Annotated in this window: 21 protein-coding genes and 3 tRNA genes; 3 read left to right on the top strand and 21 right to left on the bottom strand. The window is 70.7% G+C overall.

Going from position 1 to position 21415, the window contains the following annotated elements:
• Positions 1–2 precede the first annotated feature (2 nt).
• From VXJ25_RS04755 to VXJ25_RS04660, 20 genes are all read right to left on the bottom strand, one after another.
• Positions 3–947 carry a deoxyribonuclease IV gene (locus tag VXJ25_RS04755; RefSeq protein WP_330958063.1) on the bottom strand — a complete coding sequence of 315 codons (945 nt, stop codon included), beginning with the start codon at positions 945–947 and terminating at the stop codon, positions 3–5.
• Entirely contained in the window at positions 944–2197 is a 1254-nt protein-coding gene (gene coaBC, locus VXJ25_RS04750) for a bifunctional phosphopantothenoylcysteine decarboxylase/phosphopantothenate--cysteine ligase CoaBC (protein ID WP_330958062.1), read from the bottom strand. Before coaBC ends, VXJ25_RS04755 begins: the two co-directional genes overlap by 4 nt.
• Complete coding sequence (locus VXJ25_RS04745; RefSeq protein ID WP_330958061.1) at positions 2187–2915, bottom strand: zinc ribbon domain-containing protein; 729 nt, start codon at positions 2913–2915, stop codon at positions 2187–2189. The genes coaBC and VXJ25_RS04745 overlap by 11 nt, the downstream gene beginning before the upstream one ends.
• 109 nt (positions 2916–3024) lie before the next feature.
• Complete coding sequence (locus VXJ25_RS04740) at positions 3025–4203, bottom strand: cysteine desulfurase family protein (protein ID WP_330958060.1); 1179 nt, start codon at positions 4201–4203, stop codon at positions 3025–3027.
• Positions 4204–4292: 89 nt separating this feature from the next.
• Positions 4293–5339, bottom strand: coding sequence for an NAD(P)H-dependent glycerol-3-phosphate dehydrogenase (locus tag VXJ25_RS04735; protein WP_330958059.1), 1047 nt, complete (start codon positions 5337–5339; stop codon positions 4293–4295).
• Positions 5336–6028: a glycerol-3-phosphate acyltransferase gene (locus tag VXJ25_RS04730; RefSeq protein WP_330958058.1), complete on the bottom strand. Its 693-nt coding sequence runs from the start codon at positions 6026–6028 to the stop codon at positions 5336–5338. The genes VXJ25_RS04735 and VXJ25_RS04730 overlap by 4 nt, the downstream gene beginning before the upstream one ends.
• A 1-nt stretch (position 6029) precedes the next feature.
• Positions 6030–7352 (bottom strand): ribosome biogenesis GTPase Der, encoded by a 1323-nt coding sequence (gene der / locus VXJ25_RS04725; protein WP_330958057.1) that lies wholly within the window; start codon positions 7350–7352, stop codon positions 6030–6032.
• Positions 7353–7426: 74 nt separating this feature from the next.
• On the bottom strand, positions 7427–8953 hold the full coding sequence (locus VXJ25_RS04720) for a DUF512 domain-containing protein (RefSeq protein ID WP_330958056.1): 1527 nt from the start codon (positions 8951–8953) through the stop codon (positions 7427–7429).
• Between the two features lie 3 nt (positions 8954–8956).
• Positions 8957–9811, bottom strand: coding sequence for a 4-hydroxy-3-methylbut-2-enyl diphosphate reductase (gene ispH / locus VXJ25_RS04715; protein ID WP_330958055.1), 855 nt, complete (start codon positions 9809–9811; stop codon positions 8957–8959).
• A gap of 19 nt (positions 9812–9830) precedes the next feature.
• Positions 9831–11390, bottom strand: a complete 1560-nt coding sequence (gene cmk, locus VXJ25_RS04710; RefSeq protein WP_330958054.1) for a (d)CMP kinase — start codon at positions 11388–11390, stop codon at positions 9831–9833.
• Positions 11374–12066: a histidine phosphatase family protein gene (locus VXJ25_RS04705; RefSeq protein ID WP_330958053.1), complete on the bottom strand. Its 693-nt coding sequence runs from the start codon at positions 12064–12066 to the stop codon at positions 11374–11376. The genes cmk and VXJ25_RS04705 overlap by 17 nt, the downstream gene beginning before the upstream one ends.
• Positions 12067–12068: 2 nt before the next feature.
• Positions 12069–12935 carry a pseudouridine synthase gene (locus tag VXJ25_RS04700; RefSeq protein ID WP_330958052.1) on the bottom strand — a complete coding sequence of 289 codons (867 nt, stop codon included), beginning with the start codon at positions 12933–12935 and terminating at the stop codon, positions 12069–12071.
• 1 nt (position 12936) lies between these two features.
• Positions 12937–13623 carry an SMC-Scp complex subunit ScpB gene (gene scpB / locus VXJ25_RS04695; RefSeq protein WP_330958051.1) on the bottom strand — a complete coding sequence of 229 codons (687 nt, stop codon included), beginning with the start codon at positions 13621–13623 and terminating at the stop codon, positions 12937–12939.
• Positions 13623–14441: a segregation and condensation protein A gene (locus VXJ25_RS04690; RefSeq protein WP_330958050.1), complete on the bottom strand. Its 819-nt coding sequence runs from the start codon at positions 14439–14441 to the stop codon at positions 13623–13625. Before VXJ25_RS04690 ends, scpB begins: the two co-directional genes overlap by 1 nt.
• 10 nt (positions 14442–14451) lie before the next feature.
• Positions 14452–15138 (bottom strand): site-2 protease family protein, encoded by a 687-nt coding sequence (locus tag VXJ25_RS04685; protein WP_330958049.1) that lies wholly within the window; start codon positions 15136–15138, stop codon positions 14452–14454.
• A gap of 8 nt (positions 15139–15146) precedes the next feature.
• Positions 15147–15722, bottom strand: a complete 576-nt coding sequence (locus VXJ25_RS04680; protein ID WP_330958048.1) for a hypothetical protein — start codon at positions 15720–15722, stop codon at positions 15147–15149.
• Positions 15722–17668, bottom strand: a complete 1947-nt coding sequence (locus VXJ25_RS04675) for an ABC-F family ATP-binding cassette domain-containing protein (RefSeq protein WP_407941911.1) — start codon at positions 17666–17668, stop codon at positions 15722–15724. Before VXJ25_RS04675 ends, VXJ25_RS04680 begins: the two co-directional genes overlap by 1 nt.
• A 162-nt stretch (positions 17669–17830) precedes the next feature.
• Positions 17831–18214 carry a VOC family protein gene (locus VXJ25_RS04670; protein ID WP_330958046.1) on the bottom strand — a complete coding sequence of 128 codons (384 nt, stop codon included), beginning with the start codon at positions 18212–18214 and terminating at the stop codon, positions 17831–17833.
• A 54-nt stretch (positions 18215–18268) separates the two neighbouring features.
• Positions 18269–18343: transfer RNA gene (locus VXJ25_RS04665), tRNA-Val, on the bottom strand.
• Positions 18344–18464: 121 nt separating this feature from the next.
• The gene (locus VXJ25_RS04660; protein WP_330958045.1) at positions 18465–18860 is read right to left on the bottom strand and encodes a hypothetical protein; all 396 of its coding nucleotides are present in this window, start codon (positions 18858–18860) and stop codon (positions 18465–18467) included.
• A 178-nt stretch (positions 18861–19038) separates the two neighbouring features.
• Here VXJ25_RS04660 and VXJ25_RS04655 point away from each other — a divergent pair.
• Together VXJ25_RS04655 and VXJ25_RS04650 are read left to right on the top strand one after the other, a co-directional pair.
• Positions 19039–19114: transfer RNA gene (locus tag VXJ25_RS04655), tRNA-Ala, on the top strand.
• 101 nt (positions 19115–19215) lie between these two features.
• Positions 19216–19291, top strand: a tRNA-Ile gene (locus VXJ25_RS04650).
• A 134-nt stretch (positions 19292–19425) separates the two neighbouring features.
• On the opposite strand, the gene VXJ25_RS04645 is transcribed toward VXJ25_RS04650, so the two are convergent.
• Complete coding sequence (locus VXJ25_RS04645; RefSeq protein ID WP_330958044.1) at positions 19426–19863, bottom strand: ribonuclease H family protein; 438 nt, start codon at positions 19861–19863, stop codon at positions 19426–19428.
• A gap of 163 nt (positions 19864–20026) precedes the next feature.
• Here VXJ25_RS04645 and VXJ25_RS04640 point away from each other — a divergent pair, with 163 nt between their 5' ends.
• Complete coding sequence (locus VXJ25_RS04640; RefSeq protein ID WP_330958043.1) at positions 20027–21412, top strand: AAA family ATPase; 1386 nt, start codon at positions 20027–20029, stop codon at positions 21410–21412.
• The last annotated feature ends 3 nt before the right edge of the window (positions 21413–21415 follow it).

Raw genomic sequence — 21415 nt, 5'->3', positions numbered from 1 at the left:
GCCTAGCCTTCCTCTCCCGCGGACCATCCGCCTGCGCCCGCAGGGGCGCCGGCGCCTGCCGCGGCGTCGTCCTTGTCGTCGCCCGCTCCCCCTTCCGCGTCCCCGCCCGAGGCGAGCCGCCTCAAGAGGGCGATCTCGGCCTCGTATCCGGGAAGCTCGTTGGGGGTCTCGAGGATCATGGGCAGCCCGCGCGTGCGGGGGTCGCGCACCAGCTCGGCGAAGAAGCCGAGCCCGAGCGTGCCCTCCCCGATCCTCTCGTGGCGGTCCTTGTGCGACCCGCACGGGTTCTTCGAGTCGTTCACGTGCAGGGTGCAAAGCCGCTCGAGCCCGATCACGCGGTCGAACTCGTCCAGGACCCCGCCCAGGTCGTGCGCGACGTCGTAGCCCGCGTCGCTCACGTGGCAGGTGTCCAGGCAGACGCCGAGCGCGTCGCCTTCGCGCGTGCCCTCGATGATCCGCTCGAGCTCCTCGAAGCTCCGGCCCACCTCCGAGCCCTTGCCGGCCATGGTCTCGAGAAGGACGCGGGTCTCGAAGCCCTGCTCCAGGACCTCGTCGAGCCCCTCGCAGACGAGCTCGATGCCGCGGTCCGCCCCCTGCCCCACGTGGCTGCCCGGGTGCAGGTTGAGGTAGCAGCCGCCTATGGCGTCGAGCCTCGCTAGGTCGGCGGCGAGCGCCTCGCGGCCGTAGCGCACGACGTCCGGCTTGGCGGAGGCGAGGTTCAGCGTGTAGGGCGCGTGCGCGACGAGCGTGCCGAAGCCGCCCTCCTCGCAGATGCGCCTCATGCCGCGCACGTCCTTCTCCGCGAGGTCCTTCGCCCGGCCGCCACGGGGGTTGCGCGTGAAGAACGCGAAGGTCGTGGCCCCGATCGAGGCGGCCGTGCGGGCCGCGGCGCTGAGCCCCTTCGCCACGGAGAGGTGGCAGCCCAGGACCAGCCGCTCCTCCCTCATGCCCTTTCGTCCCCCGCGCGCTCGTCCAGGATACGCCTCACGCGGTCGAGAAGGACGTCGGCCACCTGGGCCTTCTCGAGGCGTGGGAGCCTCTCGGCGCCCGCGGCGGAGACGAGGGCGACCTCGTCGGTGTCGGAGCCGAAGGCGGAGTCGGCGCCCCCGACCTTGTTCGCGACGATGAGGTCGCACCCCTTGTGGCGGAGCTTCTCCTCCGCGTTCTCCACGACGTCCTCGGTCTCGGCGGCGAAGCCCACCACGACGCGCCGTCCCCTCCCGGCCGAGAGCTCCCTCAGGACGTCCTCGGTCTCGACGAGCTCTATGCGGTCGAGGCGCTCGCGGGCCTTCTTGAGCTTGTGGTCAGCCGGTGCCGCGGGGGTGTAGTCCGCCACGGCGGCGGCGAGAATCGCGACGTCCGCCACCTCGAAGAGCTCGGTGGCCGCGCGGTGGAGGTCGCTCGCGGACACCACGTCCACGACCTCGACGCCCGCCGGGGGCCTGAGCGAGGTGGGGCCGCTCACGAGCGTGACCTCGGCGCCCCTCAGGCGCGCGGCCCGCGCGATGGAGTAGCCCATCTTCCCGCTCGACTCGTTCGCGATGTAGCGCACGGGGTCGATGGCCTCGTGGGTGGGCCCTGCGGTGACGAGGACGCGCACCCCGGCCAGGTCCTGCCGGGACTTGGACCCGAGGAGGGCGAGGAGGGCCGCGTCCACGACGTCGTCCACGGGCGCGAGCTTGCCGCAGCCCTCGTAGCCGCAGGCGAGGCGCCCGCTGACGGGCTCGACGAGGCGCACGCCGCGGGCGGCGAGGGTCGCGCGGTTGCGCTGGGTGGCGGGGTTGGACCACATGTTGACGTTCATGGCCGGGGCGACGACGATGGGGGTCGCGGCCGGTGTGGCGAGCAGCGCCGAGGTGGCGAGGTCATCCGCGATGCCGGCGGCCATCTTGGCCATCACGTTCGCCGTGGCGGGAACGACCACGACCACGTCCGCCCAGTCGGCGAGGTCGACGTGGGGGATCCGCATGGCGGGGTCGGGGTAGGAGAACTCGTCGGTGCCCACCGGCTGGCGCGTGAGGCCCTCGAAGGTCGCGCGCCCGACGAAGCGCTCGGCCGCCTCGGTGAGGACGCAGCGCACCTCGACGCCCTCCTTCTGCAGGCCCCGCGTCACCTCGGCCGCCTTGTAGGCCGCGATGCCTCCGCAGACCACGAGCAGGGCGTGGTATGGCTCGGGCGCCCCCTCCCTACTCGACATCGTCGAGCGCCCCCTCGGTCACGAGCAGGCGGTGGCAGTAGGGGCACTCGGTGATGGCGGGGCCGTGCACGAGGTCGCTGTAGGCTGCAGGCTGGAGCTTGACGCGGCAGACCGAGGGGACGTTCCCGCGGAGCCGCTCGACCGCGAGCCCGCCGAAGCGCTCGCTCGCCGCGGCGTAGCGCTTGCGCACGTCCTCGGTCATGTTGCGCAGGCAGTGCTCGCGCTCCTGTCCGAGCCCCTCGATCGTCTCGTGCAGCTCCCTGGTCTCCTCCTGGTAGGAGGCAATCTGGGCCTTGCCCTCCTCGGTCAGGCGCGCGTCGAGGTCGCGCGCGTTCCTCTCGGCACGCTCGAGGCGACCCTGCTCCTTCGCGAGCTCCCCGTGGCGATAGACGAGCTTCTCGTGGCCCTTGGCCAGGGCCGTGAGGTGCGCCTCTGCGTCCTTGGCGGCCCTGAAGCCGGCATCGCCGGAGGAGTACTCGGCCTTCACGCGCTCGATCTTCTCCTCGCAGTCGCGCTGCTTGGCCTCGTTCTCCTCGAGCTCCATCCGGCAGTCCTTGAGCTGCCCGAAGAGGCGCTTGTAGTCCTGCGCCAGCTTGCGCTTGGCGGCCTTGACCGCGGCGACCTTCTTGGCCTGGGGCATCTCCGCCAGGGTCGCCTTGTGCCTCATGAGCTCGAGGTCGATCTCCTGGAGCCTCAGCAGGGCCTCCGTCTCCTTCATATCGTCTCCAAACTCCCTAGTCCGTCGTCCGGAAGGTACTCGTGTCCCGCCGCGCGTGCGCGGCCCTCCTCGCCCGGCGCCGCGCAGGGCGCGCGCCCGGGCCTTCCCGCTATCCGCGCCTTCGCGAGAGCCGCCTCACGACCCCCACGAGCTCCTCGCCGAAGCGCTCGAGGTCGGCGGGGTCGACGCGCTCGTCGAACGAGATGCGCAGCGACCCCAGGGCCTCGTCGCGGGGGATCCCCATGGCGGAGAGCACGTGGCTCGGCTCGAGTGAGGCGCTCGCGCAGGCGGAGGCCGCGGAGACCTCGAAGCCCGCGGCGTCGAGCTGCAGCACGAGCGACTCGGAGTCGAGCCCCGGCGCCATGACGCTCACCATGCCGGGCAGCCTCCCGGGGCCCATCTCCGCCGTCGTCGTGGGGACGATGCCCGTGCCCTCAGCGCAGACGGCGTCGTAGAGCGCCTGGGCGCGGGCGGCCACGAGGCGACGGCGCCCCTCGAGGTCCGAGGAGGCGGCCCTAGCCGCGGCCGCGAAGGCGAGCGCGGCGCGCACGGGCTGGGTGCCGGGGCGCTTGCCCTGCTCCTGCCCGCCGCCGAAGCACTGCGGGCGCAGCGGGCACCTCCCCCTCACCACGAGCGCGGCGATGCCCACGGGACCCCCGACCTTGTGCGCGGAGAGCGTGACTGCGTCCGCCTCGGCCACGTCGAGCGGCACCTTGCAGAACGCCTGGGCGGCGTCGGTGTGGAAGAGGGCGCCCGAGGCGTGCGCGACGCGGGCGAGCGCGCCTACGGGCTGTATGACGCCGGTCTCGTTGTTGGCGCTCATCACTGAGACGAGGGCGACGTCTCGGCCCATCGCCTCCGAGAGGGCCTCGGGCGTGACGACGCCGTCGCGCCCCGGCCGCACGGAGGTCACCTCGAACCCGCGCTCCCTGAGCGAGGGGATGACCTCCTCCTCGGAGTCGTGCTCGATCGCCGAGACGACGACGCGCGAGCGCGAGCGGTCGCGCGAGCGTATCCCCTCGGCGAGGCCGTAGAGGGCGAGGTTGTTGCTCTCGGTGCCCGAGGACGTGAAGACGACGTCGGAGGGGCGGAAGCGCCCTCCCATGACGCGCACGAGGTCGGCGCGGGCGCCGTCGAGGGCGCGGGCGGCCATCCTGCCCGTCGTGTGCAGCGAGTTGGGGTTGGCGCCGGCGTAGGGCGCCTCCTCGTAGGCTCGCTCGGCGGCGAGCGCCTCCGGCCGCATGGGCGCCGAGGCCGCATAGTCGAGATACACGAAGTCTTCTGTCACGTTCCTGCCCTCTCTCGCCCCCGCGCCTGCCGGCGGAGGCCGACGGCGGCGCCTTCATGGCGCCTCGCCCGCACCGCTTCCGGGTGGCCCTATTCGTTTGTCCCGAGCCCGTAGAACTCCTCGCGGACCCTCCTCTGCAGGAGCGACTCGATCGCCTCGGCGAGGGGCAGGCCCTCGTAAAGGATAGCGTGAACCACGCACGTGATGGGCGCCTCTATGGCATGTTTCTGCGCAAGCTCATAGACGCTCCGCGCCGCGGCGGCCCCCTCCACGACCATGTGGGTCCTGCTCTGGTAGGACTCGAGCGACTCGCCCGCGGCGAAGGCCTCGCCGAAGGTGCGGTTCCTCGAGTGGCGCGAGGTGCAGGTCGCGACGAGGTCGCCCATGCCCGCGAGCCCCATGCAGGTCATGGGGTCGCCGCCGAGGGCCGCGACCACGCGGCTCATCTCGGCGATGCCGCGCGTCATGAGCGCCGCGAGCGTGTTGTCGCCGGCGCCCAGCCCCGCGGCCACGCCGCAGGCGATGGCGACGACGTTCTTGACCGCGCCTGAGACCTCGACGCCGGTGAGGTCCGCGCTCGCGTACACGCGGAAGTCGTGCGAGCCCATGAGGCGCTGGAAGAAGGTGGCGCACCCCGCCTCCGCGCTCGCGACGACCGCCGCCGCGTAGGACCCCTGGCAGATCTCCTCGGCGTGGTTGGGGCCGCTCAGGGCCGCGACGCGCCCGGGGCGCCCCAGCTCTTCGGCCACGACGTCGGACATGAGGTCGCCCGTCCCGGGCTCGACGCCCTTGGTCAGCACGAGGACCGGGGTCGTGGCGCCGGCGTAGGGCGCGAGCGAGCGCGCCGTGGCGCGCAGGTAGGCCGAGGGCAGGGCGAGGACGAGGGCGTCCGCGCCCGACGCCGCCTCCGCGAGGTCGGCCGTGGCCGACACGTTACGCGCGAGCTCGTAGCCCGTGAGGTGGCGCGGGTTGTGGCGGGTCCGGTTGATGGCCTCGCAGGCCTCAGGGGAGCGCCCCCAGAGGACGACCTTCTCGGCCTTGGGCGCGACGAGGCCCGTCGCCGCCGTGCCCCAGGAGCCCGTCCCGACGACCGAGACGCGCGCGAGGCGGGGCGAGCCCTCCTCCCGCGCGCTCACCTGCGCTCGCCCCCGTCGGCACCCTCGTCGGCGCCGTCGCGGTGGCGGACGGAGAACCTGCTCTCCTGGTGACTCGCGAGCTTCCTGATGTTGTTGCGGTGCGCCCAGATCACGACGCAGGCCACGACGGTCACCGGCGCGAGCGCCGCCGGGCCCATGCCCCAGAGCGCGCACTGGACGGGCAGCGAGATTGCCGCCGTGACGGAGCCGAGCGAGACGTAGCGCGAGGGCACGGCGAAGGCCACGAACACGGCGAGCATGCCCAGGCCAATCGGCCAGAAGAGGCCGAGGCCGGCGCCGAAGCCCACCGATATCCCCTTGCCGCCGTGGAAGCGCAGGTAGGGGCTGAAGACGTGGCCGAGCACGCAGCACGAGAAGACCAGCGTCATGGAGAGGGCGAAGGGCGAGGAGGGCACGAGCATCGACCAGTCCCCGCCGAAGCACGCGCCGGCCACGACGGCGCGTGCGAGCAGCATGCAGACGAGGCCCTTGCCCATGTCGCCCGCGAAGGTGGCCGCGGCGGCCTTGCCGCCCACGGTGCGCGCGACGTTGGTCATGCCGATGTTGCCCGAGCCCGCCTTGCGGACGTCGACGCCGTCCCCCCTGGTGGCCACGAGGCCGAAGGGGATCCCGCACACGAAGTAGGCGACCGCCATGCAGGCGGCCGTCACCAGGGCGAGCCTTGCCATCCTACTGGTCCTTCCTCTTGAACTTGAAGCGGATGGGCGTACCCGCAAGGTCGAAGGCCGCGCGGATGCGGTTCTCGAGGAAGCGCTCGAAGTTGTCGTCCACGAGGTCGGGGGCGTTGCAGAAGAAGGTGATGACCGGGGGCCTCTCGCCCGTCTGCGTCGCGTAGTTGATCTTGAGGCGGCGGTTCTTGCGCACGACGGTGTGACCCGTCTCCCTGATGGCGTCGAGCACGGCGTTGATCTGGGAGGTCCTCATGCGGATGGCGCGCGCCTCGGCCGCCTTGCAGGCGACCTGCATCACCTTCGCGCAGGCGCGCCCGGTCAGGGCGGAGGCGTTGACGTAGGGCGCCCAGGAGGCGAAGGCCATCCTGCGGTCGATGGAGGCGACGACGCGGTCGCGCGCCTGCTCGGTGTCCACGAGGTCCCACTTGTTGAGGCACAGCACGAGGGCGCAGCCGCGGTCGATGGCCGTCGCCGCGAGCTTCTGGTCCTGCTCGGTCACGCCGACCGTGGAGTCCACGACGAGCACGCAGACGTCCGCGCGGTCGATGGCGGCGAGCCCCCTCACGAGGCTGTAGTACTCCACGTCCTCGTGGACCTGGTTCTTCTTTCGCATGCCCGCCGTGTCGACGAGGCGGATGCGCCGGCCCTCGAACTCGATCACGGTGTCGATGGCGTCGCGCGTGGTCCCCGCCACGTCAGAGACGATCGAGCGCTTCTTGCCCACGAGGCGGTTGGTGAGCGAGGACTTGCCGACGTTGGGCCGGCCGATGATCGCGACGCTCAGGCAGCCGTCGTCCTCCACCTCTTCCTCCTCGTGCTCCTCGGGGAAGGCCGCGACGATGTCGTCAAGCAGGTCCCCCGTGCCGTAGCCGTGCGTGGCCGAGATGGACCTCGGCTCGCCGACGCCGAGCGAGTAGAACGGCCAGAGGTCGGACTCCGAATCGGGGTTGTCCTGCTTGTTGACGATGAGGAAGACGGGCTTGTCAGCCTTGCGCACGACGCGCGCGACCTCCTCGTCCTCGTCCGTGATGCCGCAGGTGCCGTCCACGACGAAGACGATGACGTCCGCCTCGTCGCAGGCGGCGAGCGCCTGCTCGCGGATGCGCGGGGCAAAGGCGTCCTTGCTCTTGACGGACTCGATGCCGCCGGTGTCCACCAGGGTGAACTCGCGGCCGTTCCAGTCGGTGTCGTGGTAGGAGCGGTCGCGCGTGACGCCGCGCGACTCGTGCACGATGGCCTCGCGACGCTCGGCGAGCCTGTTCACGAGCGTGGACTTGCCGACGTTGGGGCGGCCCACGACGGCGACGATGGGTTTGGGCATGGCTCTCCTTGCTCTCGGTAGTTGGGTCTGATACTAGCCGAGAAGCGCGGCCGACGGGAAACCCCGCCCTCCGGTTACAGAGTTTGCGCACATGGGCCAAGGCCGTCCGCGTGGGCCGCCACGGCCGCCACGAGGGCGCGCGGCGAGGTCTCCGAGACGCAGGCCACGCCCCCGCGCCGCGCCACCTCCTCCGCTATGTGCCCCTCGGAGTCGCCGTCCAGGGTGAGCCGGTCGAAGTTGAACATGGCCTCCGGGAGCACGACCAGGGTGCCGTCGAGCGAGGCCGGCAGCTGAGCCAGGAGGTCACGCGAGACGATGAGCCCGGTGACGTTGACGTCTCCGCCGTAGTAGTCGTTGCGGATCGCGAGCGGCTCCACGGGAAGCGCGCGGTGACCGCCGTCCTTCTCGGCCCCCTGCGCCCCGTCTCCGCAGGGCTCGGCCGCGAGCGCCCGCGCCCAGAGGGCGCAGAGGTCCCGCGCTGCACCGAGGGCGGCCTCCCCCACCACGAGGAGCGCCCTGCCCCCTCCGGAGCCCAGGTCGCGCGCCACGCGCGCGAGTTCCGCCGCGTCGTCCGCGGCGAGCGCGGCCGCCTCGTCGAGGAAGCTCCTGAGCATCCCGATGCCGTCGTAGAACTGCGGGTAGCCGTCGTAGGTCTCGGCCGCGGGCACGGGCAGGCGGGCGTCGACGTAGAACTCGTCGGAGAGCTGGAAGCGCGTGATGCCGAGCTCGGCGCGGGCGCGCGCCTGGTAGGGCTCGAGCAGCCGCACGACGGCGCGGCTCGCCTCCACGTCCTCGGAGAAGGAGCGCGAGAAGACCTTTGAGTACTTGGTGTAGCCCATCGGCACGATGGCGAGCGAGGTGATCTGCCTGCGCGCCTCGACCCAGTCGAGCGTGCGGACGAGCTCCGCGCCGTCGTTGATGCCGGCGCAGAGAACGATCTGGCCGTGCACCTCGATGCCCGCCTCGCAGAGCCGCTCCAGGACCTCGATCCCGCGCATGGCCCTGGGCCCGATGAGCGAGCGGCGCACCTCGGGGGTGACGGCGTGGATGGAGACGTTCATCGGCTCCAGGCGGTAGGCGATGACGCGCTCGACGTCCTCGTCGGTCATGTTGGTCAGCGTGACGAAGTTGCCCTGGGTGAAGGAGAGGCGGTAGTCGTCGTCGCGGAGCGTGAGCGAGGCGCGCGCGTCCTCCGGGAGCATCCTCATGAAGCAGAACTGGCAGGCGTTCACGCAGGTGCGGATGCCGTCGAAGAGCACGTCCTCGAACTCGACGCCCCAGTCCTCGCCGGGCTCGCGCTCGAGGGTGCAGGCGCACTCCTCACCCGTGGCGGGGTCGAAGACGGCGAGCTCGGCGACGGCGTCGGAGGCCTCCCAGCGCCAGTCGATGATGTCGCGCAGGGGGGCGCCGCCCACCGAGTCGATGCGCATGCTGGGCTCGAGGCCCGCCTCCCACGCGGGGCTGCCCTCCTCGACGGCGGCCACCCAGGCCCCCACCCTGCGCTCGCGGGTGCTCGCGTAGTCGGCGCGGCGCGGGGAGGCGCCGACGTCCCCCTGCGCGCCGGGCGCGGGCCGCACGTCCTTCTCCCCTTCCCTCGCCATGGCCTACTCCCCCACCCCGTCGCAGAGGCGGGCGATGGCGGAGGCCACGGCCTCGATCTGCTCGTGGGGCGTCGACGCGCCGGCCGTGACGCCGACGAGGGAGGCGCCCTCGAACCAGCCGGCCTCGAGCTCCTCGGGCGTCTCTATGTGGTGGGTCGCCGGGCAGCGCTCGGAGCAGATCTCGGCGAGGTGGGTCGTGTTGGCCGAGATGCGCCCGCCGATCACGATGACGACGTCCGCCTCTAGGGCGAGCTTGGCGGCCGCCCTCTGGCGCTCGGTCGTGGCGTCGCAGATGGTGTTGACGACGCGGACCTCCTCGGCGAGGTCGAGCAGGCGGTCCACCACCGCGCGCAGGCAGGCGCGCGTCTGCGTGGTCTGCACGACCACCCCGACCCTGCGCCCGACCCTCGCGCCATCGAGCTCGGCCGCGTCGGCGACCACGAGGGCGCCCGGGGCGTGGCCGAGCGTGCCCTCGACCTCCGGGTGGCCCTTCTCGCCCACGATCACGACTTGGTAGCCCTCCTCGCTGAGCCGCTCGGCGGCCAGGTGTGCCTTCTTGACGTAGGGGCAGGTCGCGTCTATGACCGCGGCTCCGGCCTCCCTCGCCGCCCGCTCGGTCGCGGGGGTCACGCCGTGGGTCCTGAGCACGAGCGTCGCGCCCGCCGCCTGCCCGGGGTCCTCGACGACGCCGACGCCGTCCTCCTCGAGGCTGGCGACGACCTGCGGGTTGTGGATGAGGGGCCCGAGCGTGTAGAGGGGCCCCTCGCTCCCGCGCGCGGCCTCCCTCACGAGCTCGAGCGCGCGCTCGACCCCGTAGCAGGCCCCCGCCTCGGACGCGACGACTATCCGTGGCCTCATGTCCTCATCGCCCCTCTCGTTAGAGCTTCCCCGGGTGCTCCGCGCGCAGCTCGTCGCGCAGGGCATAGACCCGCTCCATGGCCACCCGCTCCATCTCGGCCGCCTGGCGCTTGCGCCCCTTGGCCTCGATCCCGCCGAAGCCGATGGGCTCGCCGGCCTTGAGGAAGACCCGGTGGAAGTGCGGGACCTTGCGGGTGCGCGTCGTGATGTCGCGCGCGCCGACGATGGCGACGGGGAGGACGCGCGCCTTGGCGAGCTGCGCCATGAGGGCGAAGCCGCCGTGCAGCTCCACCTCCTCGTCGTCGGCCTTCACCCTGGTGCCCTCGGGGAAGATAAGGACGTCCTCCCCGCGCTCGAGCGCCCTCTGCGCGCGGCGCACGACCTTGATGTCTGCGGTGCCGCGGCGCACGGGGACGGCGCCGGCGCGCGCGAAGAGCCAGGTCGCCACCTTCACCTTGTCGAACTCGCTCTTGTAGACGCAGCGCACGCGCCTGCCGTGGACCCACTCGGAGACGTAGACCACGACCGGGTCGAGCATGGAGACGTGGTTCATGACGATTACGCGGCCCTTGCCGCCCTCCGCCGAGGCGTCCCAGAGCCTCTCCGCGCCCTCGATGCGCCACGGCCAGAGCACCTTGGTCGCGGCGCCCACCACGCCGACGAGGAAGCCGAGGAGGACCTTGGCCGTCCAGGGGTAGTCGCGCATCGCGTGGTCGTAGTAGTCGTCGATGGAGTTGCCGGCGAAGGCGCGCATCCGGCCCTCCGCGGGGGCGGGCTTGGGGGCCGCGGGCCTTGCGGGCGCGGGAGCGTCGGAAGCCGGCTTCGCGATCGCGTCCGGGGCGGGCGCCGTCGGCCCGGACGGCGCGGCCTGCCCCGTCGGGCCGCCCGCCTCCCTGGCGGCGGCGATGAGGCCCATGATCTGCTCGAGCTCCTGCTCGACCGTCAGGTCCGAGGAGTCGAGGAGGTGCGCGTCGTCCGCGCGCCTGAGGGGCGTTGTCTCGCGCGTGGAGTCGATCCGGTCCCTGCGCTCGATGCCCTCGAGGATGGCCCGCTCCTGCTCGGGGTCGACCTCCGCCGCGACGCCCGCGGCGGCGTCCCCTCCCGCGCGCTGGACGGCGCGCCGGTGCGCGCGGGCCCTGGGGTCGGCGGTCAGGAAGACCTTCACCTCCGCGTCGGGGAAGACCACGGTGCCGATGTCGCGCCCCTCGGCGACCACGTCGCCCTCGCCGGCGAGGGCGCGCTGGCGTTCGACCATGAGGGCGCGGACGGCGGGCACGGCGGAGACGATTGAGACGCTCCGGTCGACCTCCGGGGTCCTGATCTGGGCCGTGACGTCCTCGCCGTCGAGGAGCACGCGCTGGGACCCGTCCTTCTCGCGCACGAAGCGGACGTCGGACCTCGCCGCCGTGTCTGCGACGGCGGCGAGGTCCGAGGGGTCCACGCCGTCGCGCAGGCAGGCCCAGGTGACCGAGCGGTACATCGCCCCGGTGTCCAGGTAGGTCATGCCGCAGCGCTCCGCGAGGGCGCGCGCTATGGTCGACTTGCCCGATCCGGCCGGCCCATCAATTGCGATCTTCATGCTCAATCACCCCGGAGATGGTCTGTGTCGTGTCGTTGCCCATGAGGGAGGGGTCCTTGGCGCGGGCCACCACCTCGCGCGGGGCGAGCCCGAGGGCGGCGAGGCGGAAGGTGGTGCCGTCGCAAGTCAGGACCTGCGACGAGACGTTGGAGATCGAGACGTTCCAGAAGGTCTCGAGCGGCGTGTCGAAGACGGCGCCGAGAAGGCCCCTCGTGAGTCCGCCGTGCGTCACGCAGGCCGTCCTGCCCTCAAGGGGGAGAAGCTCCGCGAGGAGCGCCTTGGCGCGCGCCCTGAGGTGCTCGAAGTCCTCCGCGCCGGGCGCCGCGATGGAGCGTCCGCGCTCGTCGAGGTGCCACGGGAAGGGGTAGCCGAGCTCGGCGACCTCGTCGTAGGGGACGTTCTGGACGGAGCCGAACTCGAGCTCCACGAGGTTCTCGTGCACCTCGAAGGGGACGTGGAGACGCTCGGCGGCGGCCTCGGCTATGGTCGTGCAGCGCGACAACGGCGACGACCAGACGCGGTCGGGCCCCCAAGCGCAGACGGCCTCGATGGCCTCGAGGCGCTCGCGCTCCCCCCTCTCCGTGAGCTCGACGTCCTCGCGCCCCGAGAGGAAGCGGCGGGTGTTCGCCACCGTCTCCGGGTGCCTCATGACCAGTATCCTGTGACGTGCTGCCAAGCCTAGTCCTCCCTCTCGCCCTCGCGCGCGCCGGCGCCCGCGCCGGCCTCCCTTGCCTCGCCGACGACGCGCCTGATCGCCGCGACCTCGCCGTCCGTGAGGAGGCGCCAGCGGCCCTCGGCGACCCCCGTGAGCCTGAGCGGGCCGAACTCGTCGCGGTGCAGGCGCAGCACCTTGTGGCCGATGGCGCCGAGCATGCGCTTGACCTGGTGCTTCCTGCCCTCCTGGATCCTTATCCCCACGACGCTCACGTCGCCGCGCGCCCCCTCCGGGGCCACCGCGCCGAAGAGCGCGTCGCCAGGGCCGATGACCTCCGCCTCCGCGGGCTGCGCCATGCCGTCGCGCAGGCGGATCCCATGGCGGAGCCGGTCGAGCTGGGCGGCCGTGGGCCTGCCCTCCACGAGCGCCACGTAGTGCTTGGAGACGTGATGCGAGGGGTGCAGGAGCTGGTGGGCCGCCTCGCCGTCCGTCGTGAAGAGCAGAAGGCCCGTGGTGTCCCTGTCGAGCCTGCCGACCGCGAAGAGCCCCGGGTAGCGCCCGCAGGGGACGAGGTCCGCCACGCACGGGCGCCCCTGCGGGTCGCTCATGGTGGTCACGTAGCCCGCGGGCTTGTTGAGCATGAGGTAGGTGGGGCCGTCCGCGATCCGGAACTCGACCCCGTCGACGGTCACGCGGTCGCGCAGCGGGTCCACCTTGCTGCCCAGCTCGCGGACCACCTCGCCGTTGACGCGGACCCTGCCCGCCGTCATGAGGTTCTCCGATCCCCTCCTGCTCGCGGCCCCCGCCCGGGCGAGGAACTTCTGGAGCCTCATGGGCACGATGCGCCCGGAGCCCTCCTGCACGGGACCCGCCTCCCCCATCTCGTCCATCCTACTCCACGTCCCCCTCCGGCCCGTCCTCCGGGCCCTCCGCTTCGCCGTCCTCGAAGAGGTCCTTCTCCTCCTCGATCTCGTCCGCCGCGTCCTCGAGCGTCGACTCCACGTGCGCCCCGGAGAGCCGCTCGCGGATGAAGCGCCTCGACTGCTCGTCGGGCGCGAAGTCCTCGAGGGGCGGCAGGTCCTTGAGCGACCTCAGGCCGAAGTGCTCGAGGAAGGCGCGGGTCGTGCCGAAGAGCGCGGCCTGGCGGTCGTCCTTGCCGACCTCGCGGACCAGCCCCTTCTGGCGCAGGGACCCGATGACGCCGTCCGAGTTGACGCCGCGGACCTCGCGCACCCCCTCGCGCGAGACCGGCTGGTGGTAGGCGATGACGGCGAGCGTCTCGAGGGCGGCCTGGGAGAGCGTGTGCTTGTCCCACGACAGGACGTAGCCCTCCACCTGCTCGTGGAAGGCCGGGTGCGTGCACAGCCGCCAGCCTCCCGCGAGCTCCCTCAGCTGGAAGCCGCGGTTGGCGCGGGCGTACTCCTCCGAGAGCGCCCTCAGGACGTCCTCCACCTCCGCCGGCGCCAGCCCGAGCGCGCGGGCGAGCTCCTGCGCAGAGACGGCGTCCGTCGACACGAGGAGCAGGGCCTCGACGGCCGGGGCCATCGAGTCGGGCTCGAGTTGCTGGAGCTGCTGCATCACAGGTCATCCTCTCCGATGCTGGTAAGGTCCTCCTCGTCGAGCTCGAAGGCCGGCGCCCCCTCGACGCGGTCGATCCTGATGTCCCCGAAGACCTCGTCCTGGGTCACCCTGACCGAGCCGCGCTTGAAGAGCTCGAGCATGGCGAGGAAGGTCGCGACCACGACCTCCGGCCTCGTGTCGCCGTCTATGAGCTCCCGGAACGTGACCGAGCCGCGGCTGCGCGTGACGCGGTCGACGGAGGCCACGGTCAGGATGACCGGCAGGCGGTGCGGGGCGATGTGCTCGTCCTCCAGCAGGAAGCGACCCCTCCTCGAGTCGAGGTCGGCGCAGATGACGGCGAGGCTGCGCAGGGTCACGCCCTCGAGGTAGTCGGGAATGAGGCCCAGGAACTCGGGGTCGGGCCCGGCCGTGCGCGGCACCATGAGCGACTCGACGAGCTCGCGGCTCGCGAGGGCCGCGGCCGCCCCCCTGAACTGCTTGTAGGTGACGAGGCGCCCGACCAGGGCCTCGCGGGCCTCGTCGGGGCTCATGCCCGCGAACTCGTCGCCGAGCTCGTCCTCGTCGTCGGAGACCAGGCGCACGCCCTCGTCGGGGACGAGCGAGGCGGCCTTCATGTCGAGCAGCGTCGAGGCAACGAGCACGAAGTCGCTCGCCACGTCCAGGTCGAGCTCCCCCATGCGCTCGACCTCGGCGAGGTACTGGTCGGCCACCTCCGAGATGGAGATGGAGCCGATGGCTACCTTCTGCCTGCTCACCAGGGAGAGCAGGAGGTCGAAGGGGCCCGAGAAGACCTGTGTGCGGACGCGGTAGGACATGGGCTCCCACCTAGGCGAGCAGGAGCTCGAGGAGGTTCCCCGCCGTCGCGTCGAGGTAGAGGCTCAGGGGGTCAAAGTGCACGACCATGGGGACGAGGTAGAGCACGGCGACGAGGATCGGGAGGCTGTACGACTGGATGTGGTAGTAGCGCTCGCGCGCGCTTCCATGCAGCAGCGGCATGACGAGCTTCGAGCCGTCGAGCGGCGGGAGCGGGATCAGGTTGAAGAACATGAGGACGAGGTTGACGTAGACGTAGAGGGCAAGCGCCCTCAGCACCCAGAAGGAGGCGCCGCCGACGACCAGGGAGCCCCCGTCGGCGAGCAGGCGGGAGAGGACGAGCTGGTAGACGGCCGCCCCCGCGAGCGCCTGCAGGAGGTTTGACGCGGGGCCGGCGAGGGCGACAAGGACCTCGTCGGTGCGCGGGTTGCGCAGGTTGTTGGGGTTGTAGGGGACGGGCTTGGCGTAGGCGAAGACGGGCCAGCCCGCGACGGCCATCAAGAGCGGCAGCACGACTGAGCCGAACGGGTCCAGGTGCCTGGCCGGGTTGAGGGTGAGCCTGCCCGCCCGCTTGGCGGTCGCGTCGCCAAGCCTGTAGGCGACCCAGCCGTGCGCGACCTCGTGCACCATGGCCGAGAAGATCACGAGCGCGAGGGAGAGCGCCAGGTTCAGGATGTCGAGTGCGCTGTATCCGAGCACGTATCCCCCTATCTCCTCAGCGAGCCGCGGACGCGGCACAGGAGCCAGTCGGCGACGAAGAGGGCGAGCGCGGAGAGGGCGAAGTCCCCGCGGAAGGCGCCCCCGAAGGGCGTGTTGATGACGTAGAGGCCCGACACCCGGGCCGGGAGCGCGGAGGCCAGGGCGGCCGTGAGGTTGAAGAGGGCCGTCCTGGAGCTGAGGTTGGAGAAGCAGTCGAGGACCGCGACGACGCTCAGCGTGATGGCGGCGAGCCGGCACGCCCAGGCGAGAAGGGCGAGGAGGCCCCGGGCCGGCAGGTGGCGCCGGCGACGGGCGGGCGACGCGGCGCCGGGCTCCTCTCCGTAGCGGTACTGCGCGGGGGACGGCACGGCGTCGACGCGAACCGGCTCCGGCTCGGGAGCGTACGCGCGACCCGAGGCGGCACCCACGGGGATGCTGGGCAGGGTGTCGTCGAGGTCGCGGGCGAGGCGCGTCGTCGGGGGCTGCGCCCCCATCACGCGGGTGCGCCCGGCCGCCTGGGCGACGGTCGCTCTCGTGCCGGGGTCGTCCGGCACGGCTGCCCCGTCCCTGAAGTGGCTCGCCATCAGACGCCCGCCTCGATCTTCTCGGTGAGCTCCAGCCACTCCTCCTCGAGCCTGGGGATCTTCTTCGAGAGGGACTCATACTCCTTCATGGCCTTGTCGAACCTCGCCGAGTCGTTGTAGAGCTCCTCGGAGGCCATGAGGCCCATGAGCTCCTCGTAGCGGGCGTGCGCGGGCCCGAGCGCGCCCTCGACCTCCTTGAGGCGCCTGCGCTCCGCCTTGAGCGCGCGGTTGGCGGCGTTCCTCGCGTCCGCCTCGGCGCGGCGCTGCTCGCGCGTCTTGACGTTCCTGCCCTTGGGGCGAGCGTCCTCCGGCCTCGCCTGCGCGGCGGCCGGCGCGGCCTGGGCCGGGGCCTCGGCTCCCGCCGAGCGCGCCTCGAGCTCAGCGCGCTTGAACTCGTAGTAGTCGTAGTCCCCGTCGTAGAGCGTCACCTTGTGGTCGCGCACGTCGACCACCTTGTTGGCCACCGCGCGCACGAGGTGCTCGTCGTGGCTGATGAGGACGATGGTCCCCGGGAACTCGACGAGCGCTCGCTCGAGCACGTCGACCGAGTCGATGTCGAGGTGGTTGGTGGGCTCGTCGAGGCACAGCAGCGGGTCGGGGGCGACGAGCATCTTCGCCAGGGCGAGGCGGGCCTTCTCGCCGCCGGAGAGGACGTCCACGAGCTTGTTGACGTCGTCGCCGTGGAAGAGGAAGGCGCCGAGGAGGCGTCGCTCCTCCGAGCTCGTCCAGCCGGGGGCCGCCTCGTCCATCTCCTGCATCACCGTGTTGGAGGCGGTCAGCTCCTCGAGCTGGTGCTGGGCGTAGTAGGCCTGCGTCACGTTCTGGCCGAGCGTGACGGTGCCGGAGGTCGGCTCCTCGTGGCCGTTGATGAGCTTCATGAGGGTCGACTTGCCCGCGCCGTTGGGACCCACGAGGGCGACGTGGTCGCCACGGTAGAGCGTGAGGGAGACGTCGTCGTAGACGTCGTTGTCGCCGTAGTGCTTGGAGACGTCCTCGACGCTGACCACCATGTCGCCCGTGCGCGGGGGCGCCGGGAAGGAGAAGTGCACCCGCTTGGACTGCTCCGGCAGGACGACGAGCTCCTCCTTGATCTTCTCGAGCTTCCGCACGCGCTCCTGGACCTGCTTGGCCTTCGTGGGCTTGTAGCGGAAGCGCTCGATGAAGGTCTCTATGTGCTGGATGTCCTTCTCCTGCTTGGCGCGCTTGGCGCGGAGCTGCTCCAGGTTGTCCTCGCGCTGGCTGAGGTAGCTCGAGTAGTTGCCGGTGTAGGTCATGAGGCGCTTGTTCTCGAGCGAGGCGATGTGGCTCACGCAGGCGTCCATGAAGGCGCGGTCGTGGCTCACGAGCAGGACCGCCCCGTCGTAGGAGGCGAGGAACGACTCGAGCCACTTGACGCTCTCGAGGTCGAGGTGGTTCGTCGGCTCGTCGAGCAGGAGGAGGTCGGGGTGGCGCAGCAGGAGCTTGGAGAGCGAGATGCGCATCTGCCAGCCGCCCGAGAACTCCTTGGCGGGCTTGTCGAAGTCCTCGGTCGGGAAGCCGAGGCCGGCGAGGATCTGCTTGGCGCGCGCCTCGACCTCGTAGCCGCCCAGGCGCTCGAAGCGGTCCTGCGTGGAGCCGTAGCTCTCGAGCAGGCGCTGGTACTCAGGGCTGTCGATGTCCGCCGCTGGGTCCGAGATCCTCTCTTCCATCTCGCGGATGCGCGCCTGGAGGCGCTTGACCTCGGTCGCGGAATCCACGACCTCGGCCAGGGCGGTCTTGTCGCCCGCGAGCTTGGTCTCCTGCTCGAGGTAGCCGACGGTCGTGTCCTTGGCGAACGAGACCGTGCCCTCGTCCGGCGACTCCTTGCCCATGATGATCTTGAGCAGGGTCGTCTTGCCCGCGCCGTTGGGGCCCACGAGGCCCCAGCGCTCGCCGGCGTTGAGCTGAAGCGTAGCGGCCGCGTACAGGACGCGGCCGCCAAAGGACTTGGTAATCTTGTCTGCAAGAGCTATCAAGTGCGTCCTCCCGACGCTCTCCTGGCTTACGCACTCAAGGGTACCCCAGGGACCGCCGCGCCTGCATGGCGGCGCGCCTCTGCAAACAAGTACCACGAAGCGCCCGGGCGCCCGCTACTTCTGCGCGGTCAGGTGGATCGCGAAGCCAGCGATCTCCTTCTCGAAGTAGACGAGGAAGAGCGAGCCGTCCGGGTTCTTGGCGCAGTGGTCCCAGTCGATCTTGGAGCCGTGCTCGTCGAACCACTTCGCCGCGGCTTCGACGTCGTTCACGTGGAAGCCGATGTGGCCCCGCTCGCCGCTGCCGTGCCCGGGCTTCATGACCTCGACGAAGTCCCCGGCGAACTCCGAGACCGGGGCGACGGTCATGTGCTCGAGGCCGAGGAGGCCCGAGAACTCGTCCACGATCCTCATGGTGTCCTCGTCCGCCTCGGCGTTGACGCCGATGTGCGCGATGTACATGCCGAACTTCTCGACCGGGTTCTCGCCCTTCGCGTCCATGCTCCACCTCCGCATAGCAAAAAGGCCGGAGCGAACTCCGGCCCTCTCATCCTATGGTGGGCGATGCTGGTTTCGAACCAGCGACCTCTTCCGTGTGAAGGAAGCGCTCTACCCCTGAGCTAATCGCCCGCAACGCACGGGTTATATTACCAGACTCTCCCCGCAAGCGCACGAGAATTTTCCCCTGTCCGAGAAATTCCTGTGCCCGGCGCGCCAGCCTGCGGGGCAAGAGGCCCCCTTCGCGTTGGGCCTACTTCGCGAGGTTCCTCCTGTGGAGGGCTCGGGAGAGGCAGAACACGACGAGGGTCACGACGGCGCCCGCGCACATGAGGGCGAGCGCGGGGGCGTGAGCCTGGGCGGCTGCCGGGCCCACGAGCACGACGACGGCCGCGATCAGGGCGACCTGCACGAGAAGCAGGACTCCCGAGAGCCTCATGAGCCCGCCTGCCTTGTTGGGGACGTTTGCGAGCAGCGACCCACGGATCCCGAGGACGAAGGAGACCACGCCGCCTCCGGCCTCGGCGGCGCCGACGGGCGTCTGCTCGCCAAGCGCGGAGACCATGAAGATGCCGCAGAACAGGGAGACGAGGCCGTACACGAGACTGATAAGGGTGAATACCTTGATCCGCTTGCTTTCGGGGGACACGAGAACCTCCTGGGACGAGACTTCGGCCCTTCCGGGCCCGACCAACCTGCAGCTTTGTTCGTACCCACGCGTCGCGCGGGGCAGAGACGGCGCCCGCGCGTCCACGTTCTCTCCAGTCTAGGCCAACTCGCCCTTGACCAGACGCGTCGGCAGGAGTAAGGTATCCACCGTTGCGTTTGGGGAATTAGCTCAGCTGGGAGAGCGCATGACTGGCAGTCATGAGGTCAGGGGTTCGAATCCCCTATTCTCCACCAGGTAAACTCGGCTCCGCACTCCGGTGCGGAGTTTTTTATACCGCTTTAGCCCTGGCGCCGCCGTTGCACGGGGCACGATGCGGTAGAGTAGGCAGTGCACCGGGCCCTTGGCGCAACGGTTAGCGCAGGGGACTCATAATCCCTGGGTTGGGGGTTCGAATCCCTCAGGGCCCACCAAAAGGAATGCGCAGGCCAACGGATGCTTACCGTTGGCCTGCGTTTTTTTGCACGCCCCGGTTTCAGGCATGGCAGAGGCCGCCCCAAAGCCCGAGGCCCACCCGTGCCTACGGTCTAGCCCCACGAAGCCACGTCTAGGCCTTGTGGTAGCCGAGGTCCGCCGGGTTCAGGTCTCCCGAGATCCACTTGACGGTGCCGCCGCCCGCCTCGAACGCGCTACGGGCGGCCGTCACCTCCTTGGAGAGCTCCCGCGTATCTGCGTCCTTGCTCTTGCAGATTCCCTTGGACCAGTAGTCGATCACCAGCTCGGAGTCCCCGCAGATCTCCTTGGCGCCAAGGCCCCTTGCCACCTCGAGAGCCAGGGAGAGCGCCCGCAGCTCGCCATAGTTGTTGGTCCGGCCAGCCAATGTCAGGTTCCCGTCCTCGTCGAGCTCCCCCGCGTCGAGGACGAGCGGCAGCAGCGACTCCTTCGCCTCGTTCGCCACACGGCACTGGGTGGCCCTGCCAGACTGCAGCGACGCCCCGCTGTCGAAGTAGACGACGCCATTCTCCGCCTTGAGGTCATTCGCCATCTCGAAGTCCCTTCTCCCGTGTCAGGTCCGATGACCCTTGTCACACGCCATACTATAGTATGAGGGGACATTAATTCACGCAGTGCAATAGCCCTGCCCATCGCCTCCGGAGCGGGGCGGAGAAGGGGACGCAAGTACCTGCGGCCCCGAAAGGACGTCGGGCATGAATTTCCGCATGGCCCAGGACTTCTTTGTCGAGCTTGTCGGCGCGCTCGCCTGCGCCGATGGCGGCACCCCGGAGACGAACCCGGCAATTACGTTCAACGAGCACGCCAAGGCGGGAGAGTTCGACGAGCTCTCGGACGCCGAGTACAACGCCTGCCTCCACGCCGTGAACGAGATCGCCGTCCTCTGGCAGAAGCGCCCCACCACCACCCTTTCCGAGGTCGCGCGCAGGGCACTCTCCGACTGCAGCCTCACCGAGGCTGAGCTTTCGGTGGTAGCCGAGGTGCTCGGGCGCGCATGGGTCCGCAAGCACGGAAACCCCCTGGAGGACCACTACTTCAAGACCCCCGTCCGATACCTCGACCGCGAGCGGTCGCGCGGCGGCGCCCTCGACAGTGCCGAGGTGACGGGCCTCCTCCAGCTGAGCCCGCGGCAGATCGCCAAGGAGCTCTCGCGAGACGTCTGGGGGCAGGAGGATGCCATTCGCGACCTCGCCCTCATGCTCTGGCACCATGTGCGTGGAGACCGCCGGGTCACCCTGCTCATGGGGCCCACCGGCTCGGGCAAGACCCTGCTCGCCAACGGCGTCGCAAGGTTCTGGCCTCACGTGGCCTGGGTCGACGGCAGCCAGGTCACCACCGAGGGGTGGAAGGGTGACGTCAAGTTCTCCAACATGTTCCGTGGGATGGACAAGGTCGACGCCGAACATGCCATCGTGGTAATCGACGAGGCCGACAAGATGTTCGAGCCGAAGACCACCAGCTCGGGAGAGAACAGCTCCGCGTGGGTGCAGACCGAGCTCCTCAAGCTCATGGACGGGGGGCACACGAAGTCCATCCTCGGGTCGGACCCCAAGGCAGTCCCCGAATCGCTCTCCATGGAGAGCGTGAGCTTCCTGCTCATGGGTACCTTCGAGCACATGCTCGAAGGCATGTCCCACGAGACGCGGCTGGCCGGCTTCTCCGCCGACAACAGCGCGATCGACGCGGCCGAGACCAGGCTCCCCTCGATCGAGGACCTCGTGCGCTACGGTGGCGTGCGCCGCGAGATCGCAGGTAGGATCAACATCGTGTCGCGGGTCTCCAAGCTCACGGTCGACGACTACGCTCGCCTGCTGAGGGACCCCGCCCGCTCCCCCGCCGTGCGCATCGCGCGCCAGTACGGGACCTCGGTCACGCTCACCGACCAAGAGTGCCAGGAGCTGGCCGAGTTCGCCGCCTCCGCCGGCCTCGGCGTCAGGAGCCTCGAGTCCAAACTCGAGCAGAGGCTCGACGAGGACCTCTGGGAGGGCAGGATAGACCCCGACAACGACATCCCGGACCCCACGGACCAGCCGAGCTCGACCGAAGAGGCCGGCACCACCGAAGAGCTCCCCTGGGACTGATCC

Origin of the sequence: Olsenella absiana, assembly GCF_036408855.1 — a bacterium.
Lineage (GTDB): Bacteria > Actinomycetota > Coriobacteriia > Coriobacteriales > Atopobiaceae > Olsenella_K > Olsenella_K absiana.
The sequence above is the reverse complement of the archived record's forward strand: the minus strand, read 5'-3'. Positions and strand labels throughout refer to the sequence as shown.